This is a genomic window from Hominenteromicrobium mulieris (assembly GCF_046197855.1).
Lineage (GTDB): Bacteria > Bacillota > Clostridia > Oscillospirales > Acutalibacteraceae > Hominenteromicrobium > Hominenteromicrobium mulieris.
In genome coordinates, this window is sequence record NZ_CP173188.1 from 266,763 (window position 1) to 293,430 (window position 26,668).

Here is a 26,668-nt window from a genome sequence, read left to right on the forward strand (position 1 = left end):
TATGAATGATACAAAAAAACTATTAGAAGTACGCGACTTGCACAAAGCATATTCCAAAGAGGGGGTTCCAACAAAAGCACTAAACGGAATTACCTTTGATGTTCTGAATGGCGAATATTTGGGAATTATGGGAGCCAGCGGTTCTGGAAAAACAACATTGTTGAATTGTATTGCTACGGTCATTAAACCAACCTCTGGACAAATTTTACTTTCAGGTGCCAATATAAGCTCTTTTGATGGCACGAAGTTGGCTGAATATCGTGGCAACAAGATTGGTTATCTATTTCAAGATTTTGCTTTACTTGATAATCTAACTGGTAAAGAAAATATTATATTGCCTTTATCAATTCATAATATTGACATTGTTACAGCGGAAAAAAAGCTAAAAGATATAGCAGATTTTCTTGGAATTACAGACGTTCTTTCTAAATTTCCGTCACAAATGTCGGGCGGTCAAAAACAACGCGTAGCTGCTGCACGTAGTTTGATTTCTGACCCCGATATTATTTTGGCTGATGAACCTACAGGTGCATTAGATACAAAATCAGCACGTTTACTCATGGAGAAGTTACAGGAAATCAATCTTAGGCGTGGACGCACAATCCTAATGGTCACGCATGACCCTAACGCCGCGAGTTTCTGTTCTCGTATTTTGTTCATTCAAGACGGTGTTATTTTCCATGAGTTACGTCGTAAAATTCCAAATGAAACACAGGAAGATTTTTATGCACGTATTTTACAAGTGATGGCTCAAATGGGGGGAGGAAGTGCAAATGTTCTTTAATCTCACATGGCGAAACGCCAAACGGAGCCGTAGCGAAAACCTAATTTATTTTCTGACAATGATAACAGCCGTAGCAATGTTTTATATAGTGCTTTCTCTTGGACAACAGGACGTAATACGTTTTTTAAGTGAAATTGAGAGCGACGCAGTAGAACGGTTGCTTACTAATCTTTTACCGACGGTTTATCTTTGTGCTTTATTATTTGTGTTCTTTCTCGTAGTATTTGCAAACAAATATCAACTTGAATGTCGTAGTCGAGAACTGGGGCTTTATTTGATGTTTGGAATGACAAAGATTAAATTATTTATTCAAATAATGACAGAGGGGCTAATCACGTCGTTTTTAGCTCTTTTAGGAGGGCTTGTATGCGGTGGCTTTTTATCCGAAGCTATAAGTCTTACAACCGCGCGTTTAGTAGGGCATGGTATCATTACACACCAATTAAGTTTTTCTGTAAGTGCCGCTATTTTCACATCGTTAGGCTTCTTGATTATTCAGTTTGTAGCATTGTTTGTTCTATGCGGAAAGCTGTTCCGTAAAGAGCTACATCAACTTGTTTATGGAGAGATGGCGAAAAAGCAACGCACAGGGAATCCATATGTAAGTTTCGTATCGTTTGCTATAGGCACCGTAATTTTGCTTGTCGCGTACTGGATTGTTGTAGAGCATTTTATGGCTGCGAGTGGGGCAATGCTGCTTATTGCCGTTTTACTTGGAATTATCGGAACAATTCTATTTATTCGAGGACTTGCAAGAATTTTGAGTATATGGGCAGCTTCTATAAAACACAAAGCCACAAGAGGACTTTATGTATTTACTTTACGGCAGTTGCATGAAAATGTCGTTAATAAATATATTTCAATCAGCGTAGCGTCCATTCTGATGATGCTTACTATTATGTTAATTACCGACGGCTCAGTGCGCATAATGTCATATGGAAGTGAATTGACACGAGGTACTTCTGTTTATGACTTTACTGTAATGGGCAACGACCAAATTGTTGAGAAGTATCTTTCCAACGAACAAATTCGTCCTTATGTATCAAATCTGAACCGTATGGAAATAGGAAATATAAAATCCACTGCTTCGGATGGGATAAGTTCTCCTGTTGATTGGTCGAAATTTAGGAAACAAATCGTGCAGCATTTACCTCAAGATGTAGTAGACCCTGCCACACAAGAAGATGGTATGTATAGTTTTGGCTCCGACCAACCTGCTGCCTTAAACCTTTTAGGTCTTATTGATACTGGTAGTTCTTCTCCTTATTTGCTTCCTGTATCTTCCTATAATCGGTTATTGGATGCCGCGGGAGAAAAACAGATTAGCCTTGGGAACAATGAAGTTGTCTATTATCTCAACCCAGATTTTTTAGGTAATGCTCAAGATGAAACGGTTACACTGTTAAATCAAATTGCAGCAGACGCACAGGCGAATAATGAAGCGTTGCTTTCTATCAACGAAAGACCATTTTATCTTGTTCCCTCTGTACCGATGAAAGGGTTGACCGCAGATGAAAATATCAAGATTATAACTGCATTGATTGTTTCAGATGAGATATATTCAGAATTTGTAAATTCAGACACTTGTATGGTTTATTGGAACTTTTGTATTCCTAATGAACTTGTTGAAACAAAAGGTTTAATGTTACCGATTATGGAAGCTCGTGATTTGTTAAAACCATCTGGTCTATATTACGAAAGCTATCTTAATAATTTTGGGCGACAATTATTTTATGTTATTTCCGGAAGTTATACAACACTATACATGGGATTTATGTTTTTGATTATTGCGTGTGCATTACTTGCCCTGCAATTCTTGACGCAAATGCAAACTACAAAATCAAGGTATCTAACACTCTCTATTTTAGGAGCACGACGTGAACAAATTAAGCGTTCTATCAACCAACAAGTATTATGGTATTTCCTGCTTCCTCTTATATTAGCGTGTATCAGCGGAGCAGTAGGGATATATGCCATGCAGCTATATTTATATTCAGGAGCGGCACACCTTGAACAGTCCTATCCTCTTTTAATTGCTATGGCTGTTATTGTTGTTCTTGTTATGGTAATTTACGGTGTGGCTGTTGCTCGAACAGCTAATCGTGAAATAGGAAAGCTCAATTACAAGCCCAATTCTTAACAGGCTTATAAATATTATGGGAAAGGAGGCGGACATATTGGCAAAGATAGTTGTGGTTGAAGATGATGTTTATATGCGAGAAGAACTGTTGAACTTATTAGAAAAATCGGGATATGATACGATTGGATTATCGGATTTTGAAAACGCAGTATCAGAAATAGCAGCATATTTTCCCGACTTAATTTTGCTTGACATCAATCTTCCCTTTCGTTCGGGTTTTGAAATATGTAAAGAGTTGAAAGCTAAACAGATTGGTACGGTACTCGTATTGACTGCAAGAGATAAATTGCAGGACGAACTGCACGCATTAGACTTGGGGGCTGATGACTATTTAACAAAACCTTGTAATATGTCACGTTTACTTGCCCGAATTAAAAATCTTCTTCGACGTAAAGAAGAACAGGTACAGCAAGGGTTACTTGATGGAGGTGGTTTTTTACTTGACCCGAATACCTTTACAATTTATGTAGGGAATAGCTCTTACCTTATGCCACCGAACGAAGGAAAAATATTACTTGCTCTCTTGAAAAATAGCCCTAAGATTGTTTCTAAAAAAGAATTATGCATTAGACTATGGGGAACAGAAGAATTTATAGACGAAAATGCATTACAAGTAAATTTTACTCGGCTGCGAAAAACGCTTCGTGAATTTGGTCTTGAAGAACGTATAGAAACAGTGCGCGGTCAAGGCTACCGCTTGAAAGAGCAGGTGCGCTTATGAATAAGTTGAAAATACTTTTAATCTATATTTCCTCTAACCGGGTATGGATTATTACACTTGCCTGTTTGGACTTGTTCTTTATATTTCTTGCTTGGTTGGCTAACCCTGATTATTTTATAAATTATGCTGCATTGATAATTTTTGTGTCATTTGCCGCACTTGCTATTCCTCTTGCTATATCAATCAGAAAACGTAACAAGGCAGACGCTATTTTTCGGCGTTTTCTATTAGAGCCGGACGATACCAACGAATACTTACTGTGTGAAGCTGTTCCCGCTGTAATACGCCCTCTTATCTGTGAATTGGGAAAACATTTGAGGACGCAGCAAGAATATATCAACGAACAGAAAATTACAGTTACAGACTATGAACACTATGTTGAAAATTGGGTGCATGAAATCAAAAAACCACTATCCCTTATGACCTTGCTACTGGATAATCGAAAAGATGAAATGTCCCCTTTGGTTCATACTCGTATGCTTTATGTACGCGACCATACCCGACAGGATATAGAACAAATTCTATACTTTTCAAGGCTTGGGGCTACACATAAGGATTACTCTTTTGAGTCGCTTTCAATTCTTGGAACTTGCCGTGAAGCAGTTGAAGATAATTTAACGCTTCTTGAAGAAGCCGGATTTTCTATTGAATATACCGAAAACGATTATCAAGTGATTTCTGACAAAAAAGGTCTGATGTTCATTTTAGGACAGATAATCAGTAATAGTGTGAAATATGTGGGAAACAACCTTGCCCCACGGCTCATATTTTCCATAGCTGATAGTATGAATAGTGAACAGATTTCTTTATCTATCAAAGACAACGGCACAAGCATACCATTGTCTGACTTACCCTTTGTTTTCGACAAGGGGTTTACCGGAGATACGGGCAGTTACCTTAGTCGTTCTACAGGTATGGGCTTATACCTTGTTCAGAAAATGGCAACTGACTTATTTATCACGGTGGAGCTTAAAAACAATTCATACGGTGGAACAACCGTAACCTTGACGTTTCCAAAAGTGTAACGTCTATTTGGGAGGTAGTGAAATGCAGTTACAGAATGAAATAGTAAAAAAGCACACGCCAATAAAAAGCTTGCTCATTGATTGGTTAATTATATTTGGAACGTATCTTTTTATCCGCATATTCTTTGCCCTCTTTGGGCTTCATCAGAATATTGTCCTCTTGGGCTGTTGCCTTGCGATATTGCCCTATCTTTTTGGGGCGTTATATTTACAGAAATCCCACAAGCAATGTCAATTATGGCTTGCTGCATTGGCTATTTTAATACCGTCGGTCGTTGAAAAAGCAGCAATATATTTATTTGGTGCGTACTTATACAATTTAAGACCGATAAATGTTGTAGGAGTTATGGAAGCGATTAAGAGTAACGCACCATATACAAACTTCATTAAAAATCAATCAGCACAGAATTTAATAAATCTATCATATTTTAATTGGACATATATTCTATGCAGTATAGCTATTTCTGTTTTGGTTATCCTGCTTTTACATAAGACAAAACAAAAAAGTAATAAAGGATAATGAGAAATTTTTGAAATTGACATAGTATAGAACATCTGCCGGACGACGGCAAAGAAAAAAAGCCGTCGCAACGCAGACAGGTTTTCACGCGCCTATTCTATTTCGGCGGCTTTGATTTTCAGAGCCGCCGTTTCTTTTTATCTATCTAAATTCTAACGATAACTCTCCTACTAGATAAAGACATGGCGGTATCAAGGAGGTATCGTCATGTCCTTTTTCCTATGCCCTAATAGACTGTTATCAAAAAAAGCCATTACCCGCCAACGGGTTATTCTGGCTACATAGATGAACTCACAAATCATACATATACTTTTGATAATTCCTTTGCGCCTGTCTGCAATTTGCAGACGGGCGCATTTTGTATTTTATCAAAAAACTTTTTCAAAAAATTTCTAAAACCAACGTCCATTTTGAAGTGCGTTGGTTTGAGGGTTTACGAAAGGGGACATTTCAAACTCCACCGCTTTCGCGGCAGCGAAAGGAGGTGAGAACATGAACGAGCCTATTCGTACCCAATGGCAAATCCGTTGTGCTTTTAACGGCTTTTGCAAACTGGCGTTGAAGCGAGAAGCTATGAATGCCCACAGGGACACAAAGCAGCGACAATTACGCGAGGTTACTTTTTCTGACCTGTCGCCACTGGAAGAAAAACAGCTCTACGTCTGCGACGAGTATTTTGCAGATGATGAAGCAGAACAGTCTTTCGTTGTCGGCGGCAAAGAAATTACTGCGAAGCTGCTTGCCGAAGCCCTGCACAGTTTGCCGGAAGAAAAGCGGGAAACCGTACTGCTGTATTATTTCTTTGACATGAGCGAACGCGAGATTGCAAAGTTTTGTAATCTGTCAAGGACAACGGTACAGTCCCGTCGGACAAGCTCAATGAAGCTGTTAAAACGCTATTTGGAGGAAAAAGCCTATGACTGCACAGATTAGTAAATCAGAACAGGACGAACGCGGCTTGTTGCCTTACCCGGTAATCATAGCCGCTACTAAGGGCGACCCGGAAGCTATGAACATTGTCGTACAGCATTACGAAAGCTACATAGCGTCCCTGTCTATGCGAAAGCTGCGTGATGAGCGCGGAAATATCTATTGGGGCATAGATGAGGATATACGCGACCGCTTGCGTTCGCGTCTTATGCGGGCTGTCCTTTCATTCAAGGTTTGAGATAACCACAAGCAGCGTCCCCCTTTCCGCTGCCTGTTGACTTGACCTTACTTGCTCTTTGACAAAGAAAGCGACGCAAGATAACGGCGACGCAGTATAGGGCAAATCGGATACGTCCTTTTTGCGTTGAGCCATACGGCAGGTGCGCCATGACGCTTTTCTTCTATTGGAGAAAGTCGAGCGACCACCACCACGCCGGGGAACAAGTGTAGCGGCTTGTGGGCGACGACACGCACTAAGGGTAGACAAGCCTTTATAGCCATAGTCCGAGCGTTAAAAGCGTCGCAGGCATTGGGTAGAGCTGCCTTAACGGGCAGGGGTGGAACTCCCGCGAGGTTGTGCTAACAGCCGTCCGATTAAAGCCCCTTTTACTATTCACTTTTCCTAATATTGAAAGGGGGACGATACTATGAGTAACGCCGACGTGCCTATTTGGGAAAAATACACGCTTACGATAGATGAAGCAGCTAAATACTTCCGTATCGGAGAAAACAAGCTGCGTAAATTAGCCGAGGAAAATCCTGCCGCCGGGTGGGTTATTATGAACGGCAACCGTATTCAAATCAAGCGCAAACAGTTTGAAAAAATGATTGATACCATAGACACAATCTGATAGTGAAATTGAGCCTTGAATGTGCTATAATGGGATAAGCATATCAAGGCTCTTTCCGTCTTGGAAAGGAGCATTGAAAAATGTCAAAGAAAAGACGTGACAGCAAAAATCGAGTTTTGCGGTCGGGAGAGAGCCAGAGAAAAGACGGAAGATATGCTTACAAATATATAGATACCTTTGGTAATCCGCAGTTTGTGTATGCGTGGAAGTTAGTACCTACGGACAAGACCCCTGCCGGAAAGCGTGAGGATATATCCCTACGAGAAAAGGTAAAAGAGATACAGAAAGACCTTGACGACGGGATAGACACCATAGGCAAGAAAATGACGGTCTGCCAACTTTATGCAAAGCAGATACGCCACCGGGGAAATGTAAGGTACAATACGAAAAACGGACGCAAGCGGCTGATGAAGCTACTGGAAGAAGATAAACTTGGGGGCTGCCCGATTGACAGCGTGAAGCTGTCCGACGCGAAAGAATGGGCAATCCGCATGAAAGAAAAAGGAATTTCCTATAAGACTATCAGTAATGACAAGCGTTCCTTGAAAGCTGCCTTTTACACAGCGATACAGGACGATTGCATAAGGAAAAATCCTTTTGACTTCCAGTTAAACACTGTCATTGAAGATGATACAGAACCAAAGGTTCCGCTAACACCAGCGCAGGAAGAAAGTTTTTTGTCCTTTGCTCAAAATGACAAAGTTTATCAGAAGTATTATGATGAGCTTATTATTTTGCTTGGGACAGGGCTTCGTATCTCTGAACTTTGCGGGCTGACCGATACTGACATTAACTTTGAGAATAGGATAATCAATGTAGACCACCAACTTTTAAGAAGTGCGGAAACAGGATATTACATTGAAACACCAAAAACGAAAAGCGGTATTCGTCAAATTCCAATGAGCGAAAAAGTATATGAAGCATTTAACCGAGTGCTGAAACGGCGCAGGGGTGCAAAAGCTGTTACTATTGACGGTTACAGCAACTTCCTTTTCCTCAACCGGGACGGCTACCCGAAAACAGCTACCAATTATGACGGTATGTTTAGGGGGCTTGCAAAGAAGTACAACAAGTACCATGAGGAAGCTCTACCGAAAGTAATGACACCGCACACCTTACGTCATACGTTCTGTACCAACATGGCAAATGCCGGAATGAACCCGAAAGCATTACAGTACATTATGGGACATTCCAACATTACTATGACGCTGAACTATTACGCACACGCTACTTTCGACAGCGCAAAAGCTGAAATGCTGCGGATAGCAGCTTAGTAGTAAATCAAGGTTTTACTACTTCTTTACTACTTTTGAAAGCAAAAACCTAAGCGGATATAAAAATATATGTGAGTTTCTTCCGATACGAAAAATGCCGGAAAAGCCTGTAAATACGGGCTATACCGGCATATAAGAACTTCTAAAAAGATAATCAAAATTCATATCTAATTTTCCGTATCAAAATAAAAGTTTTCCGAAAACAGTTGCATTCTCCGTTTGAATGTGCTATAAAAGATGTACGAACAACTTGAAGTTCATGATGGAGGTTTGTAAAGATGAAAAGCGAACGTATCCCCGTAAAATCCTTTTCCGCCGATAACGGTTTCATCGGCAAAATGCAGAAGCTCGTGCGCGAGGAGGTGCTGCCGTATCAGTATAATATCCTGAACGACGCCATCCCGGGTATCGAAAAGAGCCACGCCATTGAAAATATCCGCCTTGCAGCCGAAAAGCTGAGGGGCAAGGACGTAAAGCCGGACGAATTCTACGGTATGGTGTTCCAAGACAGCGATGTCGCAAAGTGGATCGAAGCGGCAGCCTATGCGCTTGCAGCGGGCGAAGACCCGGAGCTTGAAAAGGCCGTGGACGAGACCATTCAGCTCTACGGCGCTTCCCAGCACGAAGATGGCTATGTCGATTCCTATTTCACCGTGAAGTGTCCCGACAAAATGTGGACGAACATCTGCGATGCACATGAGCTTTACTGTGCAGGCCACATGATGGAGGCTGCCGTGGCGTATTATGAGGTCACCGGCAAGCGCGAGCTGCTCGACATCATGTCGAAGAGTGCAGACTGCATTTACGAGCAATTCATGAAGAAAAACACGCGTGCCTACCCGGGCCACCCGGAGGTGGAGCTCGCACTGATGCGTCTGTGGCGCGCCACGGGCAACGAAAAGTATAAGGAGCTTGCAAAGCACTTTGTAGACGTGCGCGGTCAGGCCCCGAATTATTTCGTGGAAGAAAAAAAGAACCGCGGCTGGAACGTTTGGGACGGCACGGAGGAGCTGAATACCGACTACACCCAGAGCACCCTGCCCGTGCGTGAGCAGAAGGACGCCGTGGGCCACGCCGTGCGTGCCGTGTACCTTTACACCGGCATGGCGGACGTCGCAAAGGAAACACAGGACGAGACACTGCTTGCTGCCTGCCGCAATTTGTGGGAGAGCATCACAAAGCGCCGCATGTACATTACGGGCGGCATCGGCTCCACGTTTATGGGTGAAGCCTTTACGGTCGATTATGACCTGCCGAACGACACCGTGTACGCCGAGACCTGCGCCTCCATCGGTCTGATGTTCTTCGCGAAGAAGATGCTTGAAAACGAGCACCGCGGCGAATATGCCGATGTGATGGAGCGCGCGTTCTACAACACCGTGCTCGCCGGCATGCAGCTTGACGGCAAGCGTTTCTTCTATGTGAACCCGCTTGAGGTCGTACCGGGCATTTCCGGCAAGGCCGTCACGCACCGCGCAGTGCTGCCCACCCGCCCGCAGTGGTATGCCTGCGCATGCTGCCCGCCGAACGTGGCGCGCATGGTGTCTTCCTTTGGCTCCTATGCGTACAGCGAAAATGAAGACACGTTCTTCATTGACCTCTATGCAGGCGGCACGGTGAAGACCGAAAAGGGCATCACGCTCACCTGCGAGACCGATTTCCCGCACGGCGGCACGGCAAAGTATACGATTAAGGGCGAAGCGGAAACGACGGTCGCTATCCGCATTCCGGCATGGAGCGAAAAGAGCGTGCTGACCGTAAACGGCGAAGCGGTTGACCTTAACGCCGTGACAAAGGACGGTTACGCTTACATCACCCGCGCATGGAAAGACGGCGATACGCTTGCGCTCACCATGGATATGACCCCGCACGTTGTGTACGCCTCCGCAAAGATCGCGGCGGACAGCGGCAAGGTGTGTGTACAGCGCGGCGCGCTCGTCTACTGCGCAGAGGAAGTCGATAACGGCAAGGTGCTGCCGCTGTATGTCAAAGCCGGTGCAGAGCCGAAGACGCTCGATTTCGAGCCCGAAACGCTCGGCGGCATTGTGCCCGTAGAGATCGCAGGCTGCGCACAGCAAGACATCGACACGCTGTATTCCACAAAGGCTCCGGAATTTGTGGAAAAGACAATCCGCCTTATCCCGTATTACACATGGGCAAACCGCGGCGAAAACCAGATGCGTGTCTGGCTGCCGGTCAAATAAGAAACGCGTTTATGTCGTCATAACAGAACAGAGAAAACCCGGTGCAGTCTGGATTCGGCTGCATCGGGTTTTGCTGTTTTGAAATTTTAGTCAATGGTATAAAATCAAGCTCAGTCAACAAACTTCATGCCGTGACCGTCTGTATAGATTGTGCCCTGCAAAAGGCGCACGCCTTCTATGATGCCCCAAATCTCGGAGACGATGGCAAGCGTGCCGCAGCTGCAAACGGTGATGGCAAGCTGTGCAATGCCAAGGCCCGTTTTGCCGATGTAGAAGTTGTGCACGCCGAATACACCGAATAAAATGGCGAGCACACCGGCTGCAATGCGGCTTTTGGTGCCCTGCGGCGGGTCATACGGCTGTGCGTAGTTCTGCCCATACTGCGGCTGGCCGTTCGGGGTGTAGTAGGTTTGCTGCGGGTTGTTATAATTTGCATTATTGGCGTTCGCCTGGTACTGCTCCGTGTAGCGCGGGGGGCGGTAGTCGCCCGCGCCCTCCTGCGGGGTGGGCTGCTGCGGCTGTGCGGTGTAGGCCGCATAGGTGTACTGCGGCGGCTGATACTGTGGCGGCGTTGGCATCTCCGTTTTCGGTGCTTCCGGGGCAGCTTCTTCGGCTTTCGGCATATCGCAGCACGGTTCGTCTTTTGCGGCGGCTTCTGCCTGCTCCGCAAGGCGCTCGGCTTCGGCAAAGCTCTGCTCTACGGGATTCGTCAAGGTCGGCTCCGGCTTTGCGGTCTCCGGGGTGGTGTTCCGGGTGTTATTTTCGTCTGTCATAAAGATCTCCTTTCTCAGTCCTTCAGCTTGATGCCGTTTGCATCTATTTTGATCTTGCCTTCTAAGATCTGCACGCCCTCAACAAGGCTCCAGACCCACACGGCAACTGTGGAAAGACCGCAGGTGAGAGGCGCGCCGAGCGTAGCGACCAAAATCTGGATCAGTCCGCGCTGTGTATTGCCAAGGTAAAAATTGTGCACGCCGAATGTGCCCATCAGCATGCCGAACAGTCCGGCTGCGATACGGCTTTTTTGCGGATAACCGGCGGGCGGATCTATGCCGGAAAGCGGTGCGCCGGTGTAGGGATTGTAATTTTGACCTTGCATATACGGTCTCCTCTCATCTTTGTTTTGTGATTTTATTGTAGCGAAAAATTTCTTTAGATGCAAGCGTTTTTGCGCAATGTAAGAATGTCTTAAAATTTATGAAAGAGACGGAAAAATCATGCCGGAAGCGGTGCGAAATCTTGAAAAAAAGCGCGGGCTGTTGTATACTGAAACAACATAAACACCGTAAAACGAATCGAAAGCGGAGAGGAGAATTCTGCAATGAGGATTAAAATTTCGGCGGACAGCACATGCGATCTGTCGCCGGAGCTTATCGAAACGTATAATATCGGCATTACGCCGCTGTACATTGAAAAGGGCGGGCAGAATTGTCGCGACGGCATGGACATCACGCCGCAGGAGATTTTCGACTACGTGCGCTCCGGCAAGGGCGTGTGCCGCACTGCTGCCGTGAACGTGGGCGATTACACGGCATTTTTCAAAAAATGCAGGGAAAATTACGACGCGGTGATCCATTTCAATATCAGCAGTGATTTTTCCAGCTGCTACCAGAACGCCTGCACCGCTGCGGCGGAGTTTGAAAACGTGTATGTGGTCGATTCCCGCAATCTTTCCACGGGCATCGCGCTGCTCGTTTTGGATGCCGCAGAGCGTGCGGAAAAGGGCGAGGGCCCCAAAGAGATTGCCGCGCTCATGCGCGAAACGGCGAAAAAAGTAGAGGCGAGCTTCGTCATCGATACGCTTTTTTATCTGCAAAAGGGCGGCAGATGCTCTACCTTGGCGGCGCTCGGCGCGAATTTATTGAAGCTAAAGCCGTGCATTGAAGTGAAGGACGGCAAAATGGGCGTGGGCAAAAAGTACCGTGGCAAGATCGACAATTGCATTGCACAGTATGTGCGCGAGCGTTTGCAGGGCAGAGACGATTTGAGACGAAATCGCATTTTCATCACGCACTCGGGCTGTGCGCCGGAGATTGTGGAGAATGTGAAAGCGATCATCAAGGAATGCGGCGGCTTCGACGAGGTGTTGGAGACCTATGCCGGCTGCACGGTCTCGAGTCACTGCGGCCCGAACACGCTGGGCGTTTTGTTTGTGAGAAAGTAAATTCTAAAAGGTTTCGCCTTTTTGGGAGCCCCCCTAATTGGGTCTCCCACGGACGGAACGTCCACTGGAAGTTCCGTCCTTCCGCCTGATTTTTGGTAGGCAAAAGGATTTCGAGCTCTGCAGAGCTCGACCAACTTTTTGAAAAAAAGTTGATTAAAAACTTTATTTGTCAATAAAGACATGAACTGAGTGAGGAAAGAACAATGGAGAACAAAGAGAAAATTCGCTCGCTTGCGGAAAACGTGTGGGCGTACATTGCGGCGTTTTTGCGGTGGGGCGTTTTAGGCTTGCTTGTCGGCGGGCTTGGCGGCTTCGTCGGCGCGCTGTTTGCAAAATCCGTTGCGTGGGCAACGGCCATGCGCGGCGCTAACCCATGGCTTTTATATTTGCTGCCCGTCGGCGGTTTGGCCATTGTGGGCGTTTATAAACTTTGCCGCGTTTCCGGCGTGGGCACGAACGAGGTGTTCGAGGGTGTACGCAGCAATAAAGGTGTTTCCATTTTGCTTGCGCCGGCCATTTTCCTCGGCACAACGATTACACACCTGCTCGGCGGCTCCGCGGGCCGCGAGGGCGCGGCGCTCCAAATCGGCGGAAGCGTGGCGACGTTCTTCGGCAAGCTGTTCCGTTTAAATGAGGAAGACCACCACATTCTCACCATGTGCGGTATGAGCGGCGTGTTCGCGGCGGTATTCGGCACGCCGATGGCGGCATGTGTCTTCGCGATAGAGGTCGTCAGCGTCGGCCGCTTCTGCACCTCGGCGCTGTTCCCGTGCATCGTGTCCTCTGCGTCTGCCTATGCACTGGCGCTGGTTATGGGCGTTGCCCCGGAGCATTTTCTCGTCGAAAATGTCCCGGCATTTGACATTTCCACAATGTGGCGTGTACTCGTCATCGCCATTTTGTGTGCGATTGCCAGTATGCTGTTCTGCTGGGCGATGCACAGCGGCGCAAAACTCTTCAAAAAGCTTTTTAAAAACGAATTTCTCCGCGCGGCGGTCGGCGGCATTGTGGTGATTTTGCTCACATTGCTTGTCGGTACGCGCGCGTATAACGGCGGCGGTATGGACGTCATCGAGCGCATTTTTGAAGAGGGCGTCGTGCGTCCCGAGGCATTCCTGCTCAAGATGATCTTTACCTCCATCACGATCGGCGCAGGCTTTAAGGGCGGCGAGATCGTGCCCACGCTGTTCATCGGTGCCACGCTCGGCGGTACGCTGGCGCTGCTTGTCGGTCTGAGTCCCGCGTTCGGCGCGGCCATCGGCATAGCGGCGCTGTTCTGCGGTGTGACGAACTGCCCCATTGCGACAATTCTGCTCAGCGTAGAGCTCTTCGGCGGCGAAAGCGCACTGTTCTGCATGATCGCGGCGCTTGTAAGCTTCCTGTTTTCGGGCTATTTCAGCCTTTATTCCGGACAGCAGCTTATTTATTCGAAATTGAGCGAGAAAGAGATCAACGTGCACGGACACTAAGCCGAGAACACAGGCAAAATCTTGACAAAACGCACTTGGCGTGGTAGAGTAAGTAGGCGGAAAACGCAAAAAATAATAAACGGGGTGCTCGTATACGGGCTGAGAGGAGGGTGTGACCCTCGACCCGAATAACCTGATTTGGATAATGCCAACGTAGGGAACGGAAATATCCGGGTATGTGTCATTATCACATGCCCTTTTCTTTTGTTCCGAAACACGCATTAGGAAAGGAACAGAAAATGGAATACACAACGCAGATGGATGCCGCCCGCAAGGGCATTTTTACGCCGGAAATGGCGAAAGTTGCCGAAAAAGAGCACTTGGAGCCGAAAAAACTCATGGCGCTCATGGCGGAGGGCAAGGTCATCATCCCGTGCAATAAGGTGCATACATGCATAGAGCCGAACGGTCTCGGCTCCATGCTGAAGACGAAGATCAACGTCAATCTCGGCACGTCCCGCGACCTCACCGACCTTAACATGGAGCTTGAAAAAGTGAATCATGCGGTCGAAATGGGCGCGGAGGCCATTATGGACCTCAGCTCCTTCGGCGATACGCAGAAGTTCCGCCGCAAGCTGACGCACGAGTGTCCGGCGATGATCGGCACCGTGCCGATCTATGACGCGGTCGTTTACTACCACAAGGCGCTCGGCAAAATCACTGCGCGCGAGTGGATTGACATTGTGCGCATGCATGCGGAGGACGGCGTAGACTTCATGACCATCCACTGCGGCATCAATAAAGAGACGGCGAAGAAGTTTAAACGCAACCGCCGTTTGATGAACATCGTTTCCCGCGGCGGCTCCATCATTTTTGCATGGATGGAAATGACCGGCGAGGAGAACCCGTTCTTCCAGTATTTTGACGAAATTCTCGACATTTGCCGTGAATATGACGTGACGCTCAGCCTCGGCGATGCATGCCGCCCCGGCTGCCTGCAGGACGCGACCGACGCTTCGCAGATTGAAGAACTCATCACGCTCGGCGAGCTGACCAAGCGCGCGTGGGAAAAAGACGTGCAGATCATGATCGAGGGTCCCGGTCATATGCCGCTCAATCAGATTGCGGCGAACATGGAGATTCAGAAAACGCTGTGCCACGGCGCACCGTTCTATGTGCTCGGCCCGATCGTCACGGACATCGCCCCGGGCTATGACCATATCACCTCCGCTATCGGCGGCACGGTGGCAGCCATGAACGGCGCATCGTTCCTGTGTTACGTTACGCCCGCAGAGCACCTGCGCCTGCCGGACGTAGACGATGTGAAAGAGGGCATCATCGCGGCACGCATTGCAGCGCACGCGGCTGACATCGCAAAGGGCGTTCCGCACGCGATGGATTGGGACAACGAAATGGCAGTTGCCAGAAAGAAGCTTGACTGGAACGCGATGTTTGACCTCGCAATCGACCCCGAAAAGGCGCGCCGCTACCGCGAATCCTCCCGCCCGGAGAAGGAAGACACGTGCAGCATGTGCGGCAACTTCTGCGCGGTGAAGAACATGAACCGCATCTTAGACGGCGAGATCGTCTCCATCTTCGATGAATAATTTGAGATCATAAGACTCCTATGTGATTTGAATAGAGAACGGCACAGCCTTGGGCTTCCTCCCGGGCTGTGCCGTTCTCGTTTATATGGGAATAGCCACCTCGGTTTTGCCGGGGTGGCTATCAGGCTTTACGGATTCATCAAAATCTGTGCCAAGTCCGAATCCTTGCCTAAGATAATGGTCTTCTCGTCGCCGTTTAAGGTGCTCTTTAAGGCTTCAAGCGCCTGCGTGAATTTGTAGAACTCCTGCTTATCCTCGGTGTTGTACGCTTTGCCGAGCAGTCGCATGTATTCGGCTTCGCCCTCGGCCTGCAATTTTGCGGCTTCGGCCTCCGCGTTCGAGACAATGATGTTCACCTGCTTATCGACGTCATTGCGGATAAGCGATGCTTCGTAGTTGCCGTCTGCGGTGTATTTTTCCGCAATCTGCTGGCGTTCGGAGATCATGCGGGCATATACGGCGCTTTCGTTTGCCTCCGGCAGGTCAAAGCGCTTGATTTTTACGTCCTCGACCTTGATGCCGTAGTTTGCGGCAAGCGTATCGACGCTTGTGGTAATGCCCTCGTAAATGTCGTTTCGCGCTGCGCCGTCGTCCATGTTGATGATGTTCGACTGCGAAAGCGTGCCCATTACGGTTTTGAGGGCGTTGTAGGTCAGCGCGTTTAAGCGTTCCTCAGCAACGCTCGTGTTGCCGAGCGATTGGTAAAATTTCAGCGGGTCGGAGACGCTCCACAGCACGTAGCAGTCCACGGTCATGTTCTGCTTGTCGGCAGTCAGCACTTCGCTCGGCGGAATATCATACAGCATGGTGGCTTTCGGGAAGGACTTCACGCTGTCCAAAAACGGCACTTTAAAGTGCAGGCCCGGCTCATCGGTCGTCGAGATGATTTTAGAGAGCCGCACGGTGCAGCCGTATTCGTTTTCCTCCACGGTGTACACGGAATTAAAGAGGCACACAGCCGCCAGTATAAGCACGGCCAAGAGGATCACGGTTTTCTTTTTCATCGGTTATTCTTCTCCTTTTTCGGGGGCGGTCGTAGTCACATCGCCCTGTGTGAAGCTTTCAAGCGGCAGCACCTTCTGCACGCCGTTTTCGCCGGAGGTATCGATATACACCTTCACGTCCGGCAGGGCTTCGGAAATGGCTTCATAGTACATTCTGGAGCGCGTGATACCCGGGTTCTGGCTGTACTCCTTGTACATGGCTTCGAACATCGCGACCTGCTCCGTCGCTTCGTTGATGCGCTTCTGCTTCAAATATTCGGCGTTACGCAGCAGCTCGTCGGCTTTGGCTTCCGCCTGCGGGAGCTGTGCGTTCTGGTAGGCGCGCGCCTCATTGCGCACGGTCTCTGCCTGCTGCTTTGCGGTCTCCACGGCCTTAAACGCTTCCGTGACCTCATCGGTCGGTGGGTCGGAGTCCTGAATTTTTACGTCTACAAGCGTCAAACCGATGTCGTATTCCTGCAAAATTTCGGATACAAGCTCTTTGACACGCATCTGGATGGATTCCTTGCCGGTCGTCAAAACGGCGTCCACGGCTTCGGAGCCGACCACGTTGCGCACCTGACTTTGCAGCAGGTTGCGCAGAATCGTTTCCGGGTCATACGAGCCGTAGAGGTACTTTTCCGGGTCGCTGACCTTGTACTCCACGAAGAACTCCACGTCGACGATGTTGTAGTCGCCGGTGATCATTTTCGTTTCGCTTTCGATGATGTCAAAGTTATCGGCGGAACCGACGCTGCGGTAGCCGAGCTCGATCTTCTGGTAGACATTCACGTTGACCTTTTCCACTTTCTGAATGCCGAACGGCAGCTTAAAGTGGAAGCCGGCATCCGTAATGTCCGTTACCTTGCCGAATGTGGTCACAACGGCCTGCTCCTTGTCGTTCACGGTGTACCAAGAGCTTGCCACAACGGCGAGCAGTACGAGGACGATTACGACGATGAGCACGATTTTCGGCAGCTTCTTTAAAAAGTCTCCGCTCGGCTTTTTTGGCGTTGGGATGGGAATCCCGGTGCCCTTGAATTCCTCAAACATAAATTTCTCCTTTTTCAAAATCTGCACTCTCACTTAGAGCGCGTTCATCATGCTCTGCGCTTTGGTTTGCAGCTGCGCGGCGCGCCACGCGGTGATCATAATGCGCAAAGCCTGTTCAATCCGTTCCTTCGCGCCGGGGATCGACTCTTTGTAGTCCTTAAGGCCGTCCGCGATCAAACGGTTCATTTCGCTTTCCGAGGTCAAGCCGTGCTTCTGCACGCTGCCCGCCACCAGCACGAACGCGCCGTACAGCTCCGTATCGTCGATGGTGTCGTCGCCCTCATCGTCCAGCGCACCGTTGATGTAGCTTAAAAGCTTGCAGATCTGCTCGATGGAAAGCGTGCTTTTCAACGCGTTGATCATCAAGATGCGGCTCAACTGGCGGCGCGTGTACTTGCGCTGCTTCGGCGGTGCCAAAAAGCCGCGCCGCACCCAGTTTTGAATGATGTACGGCTCCAGCCCCGTGACCTGCGTCACCTGCGAAAGCACCAGCCCGCCGGCTAAAAACAGGGAAGAAAAAACTTCCTCCGCCGCCTGCGGCCGGTCTGCGTCAACGGAGAGCACCGTTCCGGGAAGTGTCCACTCCACTTTGTTCATCTCCTTCTATGTGATGATGAGAGTATACAACATAATTATATGATTGTCAATAGAGATTTAAAGATTTTTTCATAAAATCGTAAAATCCTTTGCACATGGGCAAATTTGTCATTTTTGCCCGTCCGCCGCGGACAGAAACGGGCATTGACAAGGCTGCTAAAACCCGATATACTGGGGAAAAGAGCAAAAATGAGGTGGAGAAATGGTACAATGCTATGAATGCGGCACCGTGTACCCGGAAACAATGCGCTGCTGCCCAAACTGCGGCAGTGAAGCGAAAATACAGCTTGCGCCGAACTCGGAGTTTGAAGAACCGAAAAATCCGTATGTGCAGCCCTACCGGCCGTATGGGATGCCGATGAATAACCGCATGAACGGCTACGCGGTCGCGGGCTTTGTGCTTTCGTGCGTCGCGCTTGTGCTGATGTGTGTATTCCCGCCGCTGTCAATCCTCGGCATCGTGTTCTCTACATTGGGGCTTTCACAGATTAAGAAGAGCTTTCAGCGGGGCAAAGGCCTCGCCGTCGCCGGGCTTACCATCGGCATGATAACGACTGTGTTCAGCATCTTTTTGTACGCCATGGTATTTATTGAGTCGTTGTGGTAAGAAGATTCTGCCGACGGGCGAACGAATAAAGTTTTGCACAAGCTTTTTCAAAAGCTTGTGGGGTCTTGGGGCAACGCCCCGAGTCGTCGTCCGCAGACGACGAAATCTTTTTGCCTAACCAAAGATCAGGAAGATAGGCGGAATAATCCGGTGGATTGTTCCGCCGCAAGAAACCCTATCAAGGGGTTTCTTGAAGCGTTCGTATGACGAACATTTAGAATAGGAGAATTCACAAAAATAAAAAAAGGCGGAAGCAGACCGAAAAAGCCTGCTTCCGCCTTACTTATTCTCTTTAAAAAGTGCCGTAAAATGCAAAACGACTGCCCGAAAGCAGTCGTCTAATGCATTGCGATGTTGGGAAAATTACGCGCCAGCGTTCAGCTTCTTATCGAGAGCGGACTTCTTTCTGGCAGCCGTATTCTTGTGCAGAATACCCTTTGCAGCAGCCTGGTCGATTCTCTTGACAGCGACCTTGACAGCCTCAGCCTTGTCAGCAGCATTGGACTCGATAGCAACGTTAGCCTTCTTGATCTCTGTCTTGAGCTGAGAGTTGATCATCTTGTTCTGCAGGGTCTTTGCGGCAGCGACCTTAACGCGCTTCTTAGCGGATTTGATGTTGGGCACAGTAGACACCTCCTCGATCGTAGGATTATAGTACGGCGAAACCGCCTGAACCGTATTGGTGGGCATAGATTCGCCTTGAACTCCAATAACGCAGACATAATCATACCACATAGCCCCCGAAAATGCAAGAGCTTTTTTGCCTTTTTTCGTAAAACGGCAGATAAAAAGCGCGGTTTACCGTTAGAAGGGCTGTAAAGTACTTCCGTATGATAAAAATCTGTTTTAAATGCAATGTAAAAAGTCCCGTAAGCCGAGATTTTCTTATAGACATTTTTTTAACGATATCGTATAATAAAAGCGAAAAACGCAGGAAAGCGGCGCAGACGGCAGCCGCTTTATAAAAAGGCGGCAAAGCCGCAAATTTACGGAGGAGGCGCTTATTTTGTCCAAGTTTTTTACAAGCCGAAAGATTTTTGACAATGTTACGCAGATCGGCGGTCTGGGCGGAGAGCTTTGCTATTTGATCGAAGGCAGTGAAAAAGCGCTGCTTATCGATGGTCTTACAGGCGTAGGCAGTTTGAAAGCGTTTGTACGCGAATGTACCGATTTGCCCGTTACGCTTGTGCTGACGCACGGACATGTGGATCACGCCGGCGCATCGTTTGAGTACGGGGAATGCTATGTGAACCCGGCGGACGTTGCGCTTTTGTACGAGCACGGCGACGTCGACAAGCGCTACGGATTTGTGATGGGCGGCGGCAAGCCGGAGGGGGCGTTTGTGCCCAAAAAGGAAGACGTTGTGCCGCCGTGCGCAGTGAAGACGCTGCCTGTTCAAGACGGCGACGTGTTCGACCTCGGCGGCGTGCAGATTGAGGCCATTGCCGTGCCGGGTCATACCGTGGGAACCATGGTCTATCTGGACCGTGCCCGCCGCGTTCTGTATTCCGGCGACGCCTGCAATGCGAACACACTGCTCGGTTTGCCGTGCTCCACAACAGTCGAGACGTATGCGAAAAGCCTCGACCACCTTGCGACATATCTTAAGGACATCGACAAGTTTTACGGCGGTCACGGTCTGCAGGCTGTTCCGGCGTACATCGTAGACGAAGCGATGATACTGTGCGAGGAGATTTTAAGCGATGACGACGACCGGTTCGAAACGGAGTTCCTCGGGCGCAAATTTCTCTATGCCCGCAAGTTTGACGGCATGTTCCACCGCGAGGACGGCGGCATCGCGAACATTGCCTACGTCATGGAAAAGGTCTACAATAAATAAAAAGCGCCACAAAGACATGCGCGTTTTGCCATACGACTGCGGTGTCCGTGCATGTTGTTCACTTTTTCGCACGGGCTTGACACAGCTTTGACAAAATCCCCAAAAGCCCGCAGAATGCGCCCAAAACGCCGAAAATTACTTGATTTATTCCCCTGAATATACTATAATCAAAGCGATAATCCAAAATTCTGCAACTATACTGAAAAAAGGATGGTTTGAACTATGAATAAAATTACCATTATCGGCAGCGGCAGCGTCGGCTCCACGATCGCTTACACCCTCACCGTGCAGGGCATTGCTTCCGAGATTGTCATGATCGATATCAACGAGGAAAAGGCAAAGGGCGAGGCCCTGGACATCCGTCAGGGCGTTCCGTTCTGCACGCCATGTTCCGTTTACGCGGGCAGCTATGAAGACGCAAAGGATTCCGACATCGTCATCATCACGTCCGGCATTGCCCGTAAGCCCGGCCAGACCAGACTGGACCTTGCACAGACGAACGTCAACATCATCAAGAGCATCACGCCGAACATCACGAAGTACGCACCGGATGCAATCTATCTGTTCGTCAGCAACCCGGTTGATATCCTCACCTACACGTTCTGCAAGTGCTCCGGCATTCCGGAGTCCCGCATCCTCGGTTCCGGTACCATCCTCGATACCGCCCGTCTGCGTGCACGTCTCTCCGAGTACTACCAGATTAACCAGCAGAACGTACACGCTTACGTTCTGGGCGAGCACGGCGACAGCTCCTTCGTGCCGTGGTCCGTTGCGAACATCTCCAACATCCCGGCAAACGCATACCAGAAGGCTATGGAAAACACCGACGGCATGTTGATTCCGCCGCTCAACTATGCGGACGTTGAGGATTACATGCGCAAATCCGGCGGCAACGTTATCAGGCGCAAGGGCGCAACGTTCTATGCGGTTTCCATTTCCGTCTGTCATATCGTAAAGTGCATCCTCTCCGGCATCGATACCAACATGACGGTTTCTACCATGCTGAACGGCGAATACGGCATCAGCGATGTCTGCCTGAGCCTGCTCACCACCGTCGGCCACAAGGGTGTTGTGAATAAGCTCAACCTGCCGCTGACCGAGAGCGAGCATGCCGCGCTTGTACATAGCTCTGAGTGCCTCAAGGAGATCATCAAGAAGGTTCAGATCTAAGTTAAGTTTATCCGTAACAAAGCCCCGGAGCACCTTGAACAGAACCAGTAAAACAGGACAATAGACAAAATCCCCCCTGATGTAGGATAATAAGTACATCAGGGGGGATTCATTATGAGCAAACGAAGATACACCAATATGCAGGTTCTACTACCGACCATAGAAAAGATGTTAGAATCAGGGAAGAACCACAGGGAAATCGAAGCGGAACTTGGCTTGGAGGGAGACCGTCCGGTTCACAATCTGCTGAAGCGGCAACGCAAAAAAGCCGCCAAGGGTGCGCCGAAGTTTCGTGGCAGGAAGCCTGCAAAGACGCTGCAGGAATATAAGTATGAGAATAAGCGGCTCAAGATGGAAGTGAAATTACTGCAGGATTTTCTGCAGTCCACAGAAAGGAAGTGAGGCCAAAGGCAAAGTACGCCGTCATTCACCGTCACCGGGGAGAATACCCAATATCTGTTATGTGCAAATTCTTCGGGGTATCCAGAAGTGGTTACTACTGCTTTAAAAAGCGTCTGGGAGAGACGGATCGCGATGCTGTTGTGGCAAAGGAAATCGAGGAATGTCAGCGCAGGACAGATAAGACCTATGGCTATCGACGTGTATGGAAGTGGTTAAAAGGCAGAAATATTCAAAGAGATCCGAAGACTGTGCTCAGAATCATGAAAAAATATGGATTATTGTCTGAGGTTCGCCGACGCCGCCAATGGGTAAATCTTGGTCAGCAGGTACACAAATACGAAAATCTGTTGAACAGACAGTTCCGGGCGGTCAGGCCAAACGAGAAATGGGTCACGGACATTTCTTACATCCACACAAAAGAAGGCATTTTATATCTGTCCATGATCCGAGATCTGTATGACAACAGTATTGTGGCCTACAAGACTGCAAGTCGGCAGACTGTGAATCTTGTTCTGGACACGATTCGTCTGGCAATGAAGAAAGAGAAAGTCGCTGCGGAGTTGCAGCTCCACAGCGACCAAGGCTTTCAATACACATCGCAAGCATACTTCAAGCTAACACAATCTTACGGCATAACGCCGTCCATGTCAAGGAAAGGAAATCCTTATGACAATGCCATGGCAGAAAATTTCTTCTCCATTCTGAAAACAGAGTGCATCTACCGCCACAAGCCAAAGACGTTCCAAGAAGCAAACGAACTGATCGACAGGTATATTTACTTCTATAACCACGAACGCATCCAAACAAAAACGGGAGTGGCACCGCTGTCGCTGCGCCACTCCGCTTAAAACTCAATATCCTACATGGGGGCTTTTAGTGCTGTCCGCATAATCTGGTGCGGTTCAACCTGCCCCGGGGCTTTTCAGTGAAGACGAGAGGAATGCCATGGAAGAATCATATAAAAAGGTTTCGTTTCAGGAAGCAAAGCATATCATCGATACCGAGCCGAACTGCGTGATCTTGGACGTGCGCGACGAAGACGAATACATCACGGGCCACGCCGAAAACGCCGTGCTTTTCCCGGTGGATACCATTGACGAAGACACCGCGGAGGAAAAGATCCCCACGCCCGATACGCCGATTCTTGTTTACTGCAAGAGCGGCCGCCGCAGCTTTATGGCGGCGATGAAGCTCGAATCCTACGGCTATACGCATATTTACGACATCGGCAGCTTGGTCGATTGGCCGTATGGCTTGGAATATTAAGCTCTGATTTCTACAGAAAAGTAAAAAACGGTTGAAAAGTGTGCGTTCGCGGCAGGTCAATTTCCTGCACAGCGGATACACACTTCGTTTTTAAGCGGCTTTCCGGCAAAGAAATCATCGAGGTTCTGCACCGTCACTTCCGCAATATTATACAATGCCTCTTCGGTCAAAAACGCCTGGTGCGCCGTTAAGATGACGTTCGGGCGGGAGATGAGCAATGCCAAAGTGTCGTCCTGTACGGCGGTGTCGGAATGGTCTTCAAAGAAAAACTTCGCCTCCTCCTCGTAAACGTCCAGTCCCGCGCCGCGCAAGGTGCCGTTATTCAATGCGTCCAAAAGCGCTTCGCTGTCAATAAGCGCGCCGCGCGAGGTGTTTAATAAAAACACACCTTTTTTCATTTTGTCAAACGCTTTGCGGTCGAGCATGTGGTAGGATTCTTCACTGAGCGGGCAGTGCAGGGAGATGACGTCGCTTTCGCGCAGGAGTGTATCGAGCGAAACGTACTCAAAGTCCGGCGCAGGATACTTGTCATACGCCAAAACGCGCATGCCAAAGCCGCGGCAGATTTCCGCAAATGCGCGGCCGATGCGCCCCGTGCCGATGATACCGACGGTCTTTTTGTAGAGGTCTATGCCCGTCAGACCCACAATACTGAAGTTGAAATCGCGCGTGCGGATGTAGGCGCGGTGCAAACGGCGATTTAACGTCAATAAAAGCCCCATGGTGTGCTCCGCAACGGCGTGTGGGGAATAGGCGGGCACGCGTACCACGCGCAGCTTGCCCGCTGCTGCCTGCATATCCACATTGCTGAAGCCCGCGCAGCGCAGTGCCAAAAGCTGCACGCCGCAGCGGTGCATGCGGTCAATGGCGGCCGCGTCCACACGGTCGTTCACAAAGGCGCACACGGCGTCAAAGCCGTCCGTCAGCGTCGCCGTGTGGCGGTTCAGCTTTTCTTCAAAGTACGCGATTTCATAGTGCTTTGCCAGAATGTCGAACCACGTGCGGTCATATGGTTTTGTATCAAAAAATGCGATTTTTTTCATGCTGCACTCTCCTTTTGTTTTAACGTTGCACAGTTATTCTGCGCGTCATAATTTGGGTTATTCCGCACAGAATAAGCCAAAGAAAACGTATAAAACGAAAGGCGTGGATTTTCACATGGAATATGTAAGGGCGTTTGCGGTCGGCGGGGCAATCTGTGTGGTCGGTCAACTTTTGATCGATCTGACAAAGCTCACCCCGGCCAGAATCATGGTGGCCTACGTCACGGGCGGTGTGATCTTAGGTGCGCTCGGGTGGTATGCACCGCTCGTGAATTTCGCGGGCTGCGGCGCCACCGTGCCGCTGAGCGGCTTCGGGTATCTGTTAAGCGAGGGCGTAAAAGCCGCCGTAAAAGAAAAGGGCATTCTCGGCGTGTTCACGGGCGGAATCACCGCCGGTGCCGCCGGCATTGCCGCAGCCGTCTTCTTCAGCTGCCTGATGGCCGCCATCGCAAAGCCGAAAGAAAAATCGTAAAAAACAAGCGCCGCAGAGAACGGAAACTCTGCGGCGCTTGCTCATGGTTCGAAAAAGGAATTTTGTCTGACAGCACGCATCCCTTTTTCATCCTTTTCGTCCACTCGGCTTCTTTGAAGCCGACGAGGACAAACTTATCTTTTGTGCTCCTGATCCGTTTTACTTTGCCTTAAACACACGGTTTAAGAGGTAAATGCTCAAAATGATTGCGGCAATGACAAGGAAAACGCCGGTCATGCCTTTGGCCATATACTGTAAGCTGTCTAAAAATGCGGGAACATTGAACATACGTTATCCTCCTTAATGGATCATGTTTAAGATGATGCCGCCTGCGATGACAGACGCGATCTGACCGGAGACGTTGGCGCCTACGGCGTGCATCAAAAGGAAGTTCTGCGGGTCTTCCTGCTGTCCCATTTTCTGGATAATGCGTGCGGACATCGGAAACGCCGAAATGCCCGCCGCGCCGATCATGGGGTTGACTTTATTCTTGACAAACAGGTTCATGATTTTCGCAAACAGTACACCGCCTACGGTGTCAAACACGAATGCAATGAGACCCAGTCCCAAAATAAGCAGCGTGTCCACGCGCAAAAATTCCGCCGCTGTCATATGTGCGGTGATTGTGATGCCGAGAATCAGGGTGATCAAGTTGGACAGCACGTTCTGCGCGGCATCCGAAAGGCTGTTTAACACGCCGCACTCACGCAGCAGATTGCCGAACATCAAAAAGCCGATAAGCGCCGCCGAGCGATTGGACACAATGCCGACGACCGCCGTGATGAGGACAGGAAACAGAATTTTGGTCGTTTTTGAGACAGAGCCGGGCGTGTACGCCATACGGATGCGCCGCTCGGTTTTGGTCGTCAGCAGGCGGATGACCGGCGGCTGCACAATGGGCACAAGCGCCATATACGAGTATGCCGCCACGGTGATGGCGCCGATATACTGCGAATTTAGGACGTTCGCGACAAAAATGGAGGTTGGGCCGTCCGCCGCGCCGATGATCGCGATGGAGGCGGCGTCGTGCAGGTCAAAGTTAAACAGCCGTGCCATGCTCAGCGTGAAGAAAATGCCGAACTGGGCCGCCGCGCCGAATAAAAACAGCTTCGGGTTTGAGAGCAGAGGCTCAAAGTCAATCATCGCGCCGATGCCGATGAAGAGGAGCAGCGGGAAAAGCTCATTTGCAATGCCGCTGTCAAATAATAACGTCAGTACGCCCACTTCTTCGCCCTGCGTCACCGCGCCGGAAAGCGGCAGATTGACAAGGATTGTACCGAAGCCGATAGGCAAAAGCAGCGCAGGTTCCATTTTTTTCGCGATGGCAAGGTAGATGAGCACGCCGCCTATGCACCACATTACCGCGTGCTGCCACGTCACATTGCCCACGTTCGCGAAAAGCTCGCTTAAAAAGTTCATTTTCATACCTTCCTCTCGGATGATTTTGCCGCCTTTGCAAAATCCTTGTCTCCGAAAGAAAATAAAAAAGAGACTTTTATCCTGCCGCGGCATGATAAAAGTCTCGCAGATTACAACGTATACGGACGGGGGAACCGTCGTGCTGACGCATACATTACAGATATTTCCTGTTTGCTACTCCCTTTTA

29 protein-coding genes and 1 riboswitch are annotated in these 26,668 nt (G+C 49.0%); of the genes, 20 read left to right on the plus strand and 9 right to left on the minus strand.

Translation table 11 applies throughout. The annotated features are described in order from the left end of the window. The first annotated feature begins 1 nt into the window (after position 1). The 10 genes from ACI0CA_RS01290 (at position 2) to ACI0CA_RS01335 (ending at position 10,449) form a co-directional block, all read left to right on the plus strand. Positions 2 to 784 carry an ABC transporter ATP-binding protein gene (locus ACI0CA_RS01290; RefSeq protein ID WP_002610352.1) on the plus strand — a complete coding sequence of 261 codons (783 nt, stop codon included), beginning with the start codon at positions 2 to 4 and terminating at the stop codon, positions 782 to 784. Then, positions 774 to 2,924: an ABC transporter permease gene (locus ACI0CA_RS01295; RefSeq protein ID WP_002610354.1), complete on the plus strand. Its 2,151-nt coding sequence runs from the start codon at positions 774 to 776 to the stop codon at positions 2,922 to 2,924. Before ACI0CA_RS01290 ends, ACI0CA_RS01295 begins: the two co-directional genes overlap by 11 nt. A 16-nt stretch (positions 2,925 to 2,940) precedes the next feature. Then, complete coding sequence (locus tag ACI0CA_RS01300) at positions 2,941 to 3,645, plus strand: response regulator transcription factor (RefSeq protein WP_002610355.1); 705 nt, start codon at positions 2,941 to 2,943, stop codon at positions 3,643 to 3,645. Next, the gene (locus ACI0CA_RS01305) at positions 3,642 to 4,670 is read left to right on the plus strand and encodes a sensor histidine kinase (RefSeq protein WP_002610358.1); all 1,029 of its coding nucleotides are present in this window, start codon (positions 3,642 to 3,644) and stop codon (positions 4,668 to 4,670) included. The genes ACI0CA_RS01300 and ACI0CA_RS01305 overlap by 4 nt, the downstream gene beginning before the upstream one ends. 22 nt (positions 4,671 to 4,692) lie before the next feature. Continuing rightward, the gene (locus ACI0CA_RS01310) at positions 4,693 to 5,190 is read left to right on the plus strand and encodes a hypothetical protein (RefSeq protein WP_002610362.1); all 498 of its coding nucleotides are present in this window, start codon (positions 4,693 to 4,695) and stop codon (positions 5,188 to 5,190) included. A gap of 492 nt (positions 5,191 to 5,682) precedes the next feature. Continuing rightward, positions 5,683 to 6,123, plus strand: a complete 441-nt coding sequence (locus ACI0CA_RS01315; RefSeq protein WP_002610364.1) for an RNA polymerase sigma factor — start codon at positions 5,683 to 5,685, stop codon at positions 6,121 to 6,123. Then, entirely contained in the window at positions 6,107 to 6,358 is a 252-nt protein-coding gene (locus tag ACI0CA_RS01320; protein ID WP_002610366.1) for a helix-turn-helix domain-containing protein, read from the plus strand. Before ACI0CA_RS01315 ends, ACI0CA_RS01320 begins: the two co-directional genes overlap by 17 nt. 409 nt (positions 6,359 to 6,767) lie before the next feature. Beyond that, complete coding sequence (locus tag ACI0CA_RS01325; protein ID WP_002610370.1) at positions 6,768 to 6,971, plus strand: excisionase; 204 nt, start codon at positions 6,768 to 6,770, stop codon at positions 6,969 to 6,971. Positions 6,972 to 7,051: 80 nt separating this feature from the next. After that, positions 7,052 to 8,245 (plus strand): site-specific integrase, encoded by a 1,194-nt coding sequence (locus ACI0CA_RS01330; protein ID WP_002610375.1) that lies wholly within the window; start codon positions 7,052 to 7,054, stop codon positions 8,243 to 8,245. A gap of 278 nt (positions 8,246 to 8,523) precedes the next feature. Continuing rightward, on the plus strand, positions 8,524 to 10,449 hold the full coding sequence (locus ACI0CA_RS01335) for a glycoside hydrolase family 127 protein (RefSeq protein WP_446806605.1): 1,926 nt from the start codon (positions 8,524 to 8,526) through the stop codon (positions 10,447 to 10,449). Positions 10,450 to 10,559: 110 nt separating this feature from the next. On the opposite strand, the gene ACI0CA_RS01340 is transcribed toward ACI0CA_RS01335, so the two are convergent. Beyond that, positions 10,560 to 11,222 (minus strand): TM2 domain-containing protein, encoded by a 663-nt coding sequence (locus ACI0CA_RS01340; RefSeq protein WP_417104015.1) that lies wholly within the window; start codon positions 11,220 to 11,222, stop codon positions 10,560 to 10,562. Between the two features lie 14 nt (positions 11,223 to 11,236). Continuing rightward, positions 11,237 to 11,548 carry a TM2 domain-containing protein gene (locus ACI0CA_RS01345; protein ID WP_417104016.1) on the minus strand — a complete coding sequence of 104 codons (312 nt, stop codon included), beginning with the start codon at positions 11,546 to 11,548 and terminating at the stop codon, positions 11,237 to 11,239. Between the two features lie 222 nt (positions 11,549 to 11,770). Here ACI0CA_RS01345 and ACI0CA_RS01350 point away from each other — a divergent pair, with 222 nt between their 5' ends. The 3 genes from ACI0CA_RS01350 to thiC all read left to right on the plus strand — a co-directional run bounded on the left by ACI0CA_RS01350 (position 11,771) and on the right by thiC (position 15,629). Then, a complete protein-coding gene (locus ACI0CA_RS01350) occupies positions 11,771 to 12,613 on the plus strand; it encodes a DegV family protein (RefSeq protein ID WP_417407018.1) in 843 nt (280 codons plus the stop codon). A gap of 203 nt (positions 12,614 to 12,816) precedes the next feature. Beyond that, positions 12,817 to 14,082, plus strand: coding sequence for a chloride channel protein (locus ACI0CA_RS01355; RefSeq protein ID WP_446806604.1), 1,266 nt, complete (start codon positions 12,817 to 12,819; stop codon positions 14,080 to 14,082). Positions 14,083 to 14,152: 70 nt separating this feature from the next. Next, a riboswitch (TPP riboswitch) is annotated at positions 14,153 to 14,260 on the plus strand. Positions 14,261 to 14,321: 61 nt separating this feature from the next. After that, on the plus strand, positions 14,322 to 15,629 hold the full coding sequence (thiC, locus tag ACI0CA_RS01360) for a phosphomethylpyrimidine synthase ThiC (RefSeq protein WP_176820989.1): 1,308 nt from the start codon (positions 14,322 to 14,324) through the stop codon (positions 15,627 to 15,629). Positions 15,630 to 15,757: 128 nt separating this feature from the next. On the opposite strand, the gene ACI0CA_RS01365 is transcribed toward thiC, so the two are convergent. From ACI0CA_RS01365 to ACI0CA_RS01375, 3 genes are read right to left on the minus strand one after another with little or no spacing between them, the layout of a single operon-like run. Further along, positions 15,758 to 16,633, minus strand: a complete 876-nt coding sequence (locus ACI0CA_RS01365; protein ID WP_308449171.1) for a protease modulator HflC — start codon at positions 16,631 to 16,633, stop codon at positions 15,758 to 15,760. Positions 16,634 to 16,636: 3 nt separating this feature from the next. Next, the gene (hflK, locus tag ACI0CA_RS01370) at positions 16,637 to 17,665 is read right to left on the minus strand and encodes an FtsH protease activity modulator HflK (protein WP_308449172.1); all 1,029 of its coding nucleotides are present in this window, start codon (positions 17,663 to 17,665) and stop codon (positions 16,637 to 16,639) included. Positions 17,666 to 17,698: 33 nt separating this feature from the next. Then, positions 17,699 to 18,262 carry a DUF1836 domain-containing protein gene (locus ACI0CA_RS01375; protein WP_308449173.1) on the minus strand — a complete coding sequence of 188 codons (564 nt, stop codon included), beginning with the start codon at positions 18,260 to 18,262 and terminating at the stop codon, positions 17,699 to 17,701. Positions 18,263 to 18,464: 202 nt separating this feature from the next. Between ACI0CA_RS01375 and ACI0CA_RS01380 the strand changes: the two genes are divergently transcribed. Then, the gene (locus ACI0CA_RS01380) at positions 18,465 to 18,869 is read left to right on the plus strand and encodes a DUF4190 domain-containing protein (protein WP_176820985.1); all 405 of its coding nucleotides are present in this window, start codon (positions 18,465 to 18,467) and stop codon (positions 18,867 to 18,869) included. A gap of 363 nt (positions 18,870 to 19,232) precedes the next feature. Here the strand turns inward: ACI0CA_RS01380 and rpsT are convergent, their stop codons facing one another. Further along, complete coding sequence (gene rpsT, locus ACI0CA_RS01385) at positions 19,233 to 19,493, minus strand: 30S ribosomal protein S20 (protein ID WP_176821029.1); 261 nt, start codon at positions 19,491 to 19,493, stop codon at positions 19,233 to 19,235. Between the two features lie 382 nt (positions 19,494 to 19,875). Here rpsT and ACI0CA_RS01390 point away from each other — a divergent pair, with 382 nt between their 5' ends. From ACI0CA_RS01390 to ACI0CA_RS01410, 5 genes are all read left to right on the plus strand, one after another. Next, complete coding sequence (locus ACI0CA_RS01390; protein ID WP_308449174.1) at positions 19,876 to 20,709, plus strand: MBL fold metallo-hydrolase; 834 nt, start codon at positions 19,876 to 19,878, stop codon at positions 20,707 to 20,709. A 222-nt stretch (positions 20,710 to 20,931) separates the two neighbouring features. Beyond that, the gene (locus ACI0CA_RS01395; RefSeq protein WP_308449175.1) at positions 20,932 to 21,879 is read left to right on the plus strand and encodes an L-lactate dehydrogenase; all 948 of its coding nucleotides are present in this window, start codon (positions 20,932 to 20,934) and stop codon (positions 21,877 to 21,879) included. A gap of 114 nt (positions 21,880 to 21,993) precedes the next feature. Continuing rightward, positions 21,994 to 22,281, plus strand: coding sequence for an imidazolonepropionase (locus ACI0CA_RS01400; protein ID WP_395507467.1), 288 nt, complete (start codon positions 21,994 to 21,996; stop codon positions 22,279 to 22,281). Continuing rightward, positions 22,278 to 23,129 (plus strand): IS3 family transposase, encoded by an 852-nt coding sequence (locus tag ACI0CA_RS01405; protein WP_395507468.1) that lies wholly within the window; start codon positions 22,278 to 22,280, stop codon positions 23,127 to 23,129. Before ACI0CA_RS01400 ends, ACI0CA_RS01405 begins: the two co-directional genes overlap by 4 nt. A gap of 97 nt (positions 23,130 to 23,226) precedes the next feature. Beyond that, the gene (locus tag ACI0CA_RS01410; protein ID WP_308449176.1) at positions 23,227 to 23,547 is read left to right on the plus strand and encodes a rhodanese-like domain-containing protein; all 321 of its coding nucleotides are present in this window, start codon (positions 23,227 to 23,229) and stop codon (positions 23,545 to 23,547) included. A 56-nt stretch (positions 23,548 to 23,603) separates the two neighbouring features. Here ACI0CA_RS01410 and ACI0CA_RS01415 read toward each other — a convergent pair whose 3' ends face one another. After that, positions 23,604 to 24,590: a 2-hydroxyacid dehydrogenase gene (locus ACI0CA_RS01415; protein WP_308449177.1), complete on the minus strand. Its 987-nt coding sequence runs from the start codon at positions 24,588 to 24,590 to the stop codon at positions 23,604 to 23,606. Positions 24,591 to 24,705: 115 nt separating this feature from the next. Here ACI0CA_RS01415 and spoVAE point away from each other — a divergent pair, with 115 nt between their 5' ends. Then, positions 24,706 to 25,062, plus strand: coding sequence for a stage V sporulation protein AE (gene spoVAE, locus ACI0CA_RS01420; RefSeq protein WP_308449178.1), 357 nt, complete (start codon positions 24,706 to 24,708; stop codon positions 25,060 to 25,062). A gap of 159 nt (positions 25,063 to 25,221) precedes the next feature. Here spoVAE and ACI0CA_RS01425 read toward each other — a convergent pair whose 3' ends face one another. Together ACI0CA_RS01425 and ACI0CA_RS01430 are read right to left on the minus strand one after the other, a co-directional pair. Next, a complete protein-coding gene (locus ACI0CA_RS01425) occupies positions 25,222 to 25,350 on the minus strand; it encodes an oxaloacetate decarboxylase (protein ID WP_176820979.1) in 129 nt (42 codons plus the stop codon). A gap of 12 nt (positions 25,351 to 25,362) precedes the next feature. Next, complete coding sequence (locus ACI0CA_RS01430) at positions 25,363 to 26,481, minus strand: sodium ion-translocating decarboxylase subunit beta (RefSeq protein WP_176820978.1); 1,119 nt, start codon at positions 26,479 to 26,481, stop codon at positions 25,363 to 25,365. Positions 26,482 to 26,668 lie beyond the last annotated feature (187 nt).